This window comes from Acidilobus sp., from assembly GCF_049973875.1.
GTDB lineage: Archaea > Thermoproteota > Thermoprotei_A > Sulfolobales > Acidilobaceae > Acidilobus.
Genome location: NZ_JBMFJI010000072.1, coordinates 1 through 1567 on the forward strand (window position 1 = coordinate 1; position 1567 = coordinate 1567).

At 53.8% G+C, this 1567-nt stretch carries 1 protein-coding gene; it reads left to right on the top strand.

The features are described from left to right. The first annotated feature begins 236 nt into the window (after window positions 1-236). Window positions 237-476 (top strand): hypothetical protein, encoded by a 240-nt coding sequence (locus ACP5H1_RS08400; protein WP_427974064.1) that lies wholly within the window; start codon window positions 237-239, stop codon window positions 474-476. Window positions 477-1567: the final 1091 nt, after the last annotated feature.

Sequence of the window (1567 nt, forward strand, 5' to 3'; positions counted from 1 at the left end):
AGGCGGCGGCTGCTGAGCGCCCTGCGCGCCCACTCAGGCATATCCGCGCTCAGGGCTCCCCGCTGACGCGGCACTTGGTCGTAAAGTAGTCCACGTACCTGTCCTCAGCGCTCCGCTCGCTCACTCCCATCACCTCGCCCCATACCGTGCGTGCACTCAGCACATCAGTCCTATTAAGAGGCGGCTGGAGGTTATAACCCACGCATCGAGCGCCCTTCGGGCAGCTGGCGGTGTTCGTGGCCAAGAGCTCGAGGAGGGAGAGCATATGCGAGGGGGTCAGCGACCTCGCCTTGGTTGGCCTAGCCGTCAGCGAGCCGGGGTTCACGCTGGTGAGGCAGGGCACCCTTGCCGACGCCCTAAGGGAGGCAGTGAGGAAAGAAATAACCGATTTGCTCAATGAGATAGATGAAATCGTTATAAGAATCCTACAGGCGAGACCTGCAAACACGCTGTTAGACTTTCTCAAACAAAGATAATTACCTTCATTGCTGCAGCAAGACCCTTAATACCCCTCACGTTATCGAAAATGTCATGACGCTGCGAAGTGGTTCAAGATTAGGGCATGCCCGTATTTCCAGACACTTTTGAAAGCGAGAGGGCAATCGTTGGAGGATGGGTTTCGTGAAGAGTACGTAATAGGAGTTGTTCCCATGTAAAGCTTTTTCCCAACATGTTCTGTTCGGGGCTGAAGCTTGTTCAGCCCTTATACTTCATGCCCCTGCCAGCCGTATGGAGCGCTGTAACTTCCCAGGTCTGCCTGTATACTTCCCAAGGTGTCCCTGAGGGGCATCTTGGGAATCTCGAGGGAATATTCCCTAGGACTTTCCAAGTCGCCTTGGGAATTTCCTTGGGAAGCCGAGGGAATTCGTTTTCGCAATTTTGAGTTTTAAAAAGAAAAATTCTACAAAAAAGGTAATAATAGAAGAAAGTTCGCTGGTAGGCTTATAAGCCCGCCCAAAACTAATCAGACAGGTCAAAAGCGTATGATAAAGCCGAACGAGTAAGATTGTAGGCTGATAAATGGGAAGAAAAAAGGTAAGAGATGTTTCGGAATTCCTCGATGTACATAGAAAGTCTTTAAAGAAAATTTTAAACCCCTGCCCAAAAAGATGGGCAAAAAGAGCGTCGTTTAACACCATCTCATGTTTCTGAGCAATGAGCGGCCATGCCCGTCCCTGTCCTCCGCGTCGCCCAGGTTGGGGCCTCCGGGGCACCCTCCATGTTTTACATGGGAGGCGATCAGCAGGCCACCACTAGGGGGCCAACTCTGTGGGAAGGCTATGGGGTCGGCCGACGGGCATGATAAGGACCCCAATCAAGGTTCAGCCGTAGACCCAGGCGTTCCCCGGCGAGGGGCAGGGACGAGACGGTTGAGGTCGAAGGTTCCGGGGAAGTCAGCTCACATGGCTCCACAGGGCCCTGAGGGAGGGCCACGGACTAGCTAGACCTCGCGCCGGCAAAGCACGACAGGGGCCTGAGAGTGTCGGTGGACATGAACTCTTCGACCTAACCGGCGGGACGAACGCCCACCGCGCGGCTAACTTCATCATAATAGAATGCTGCAAAA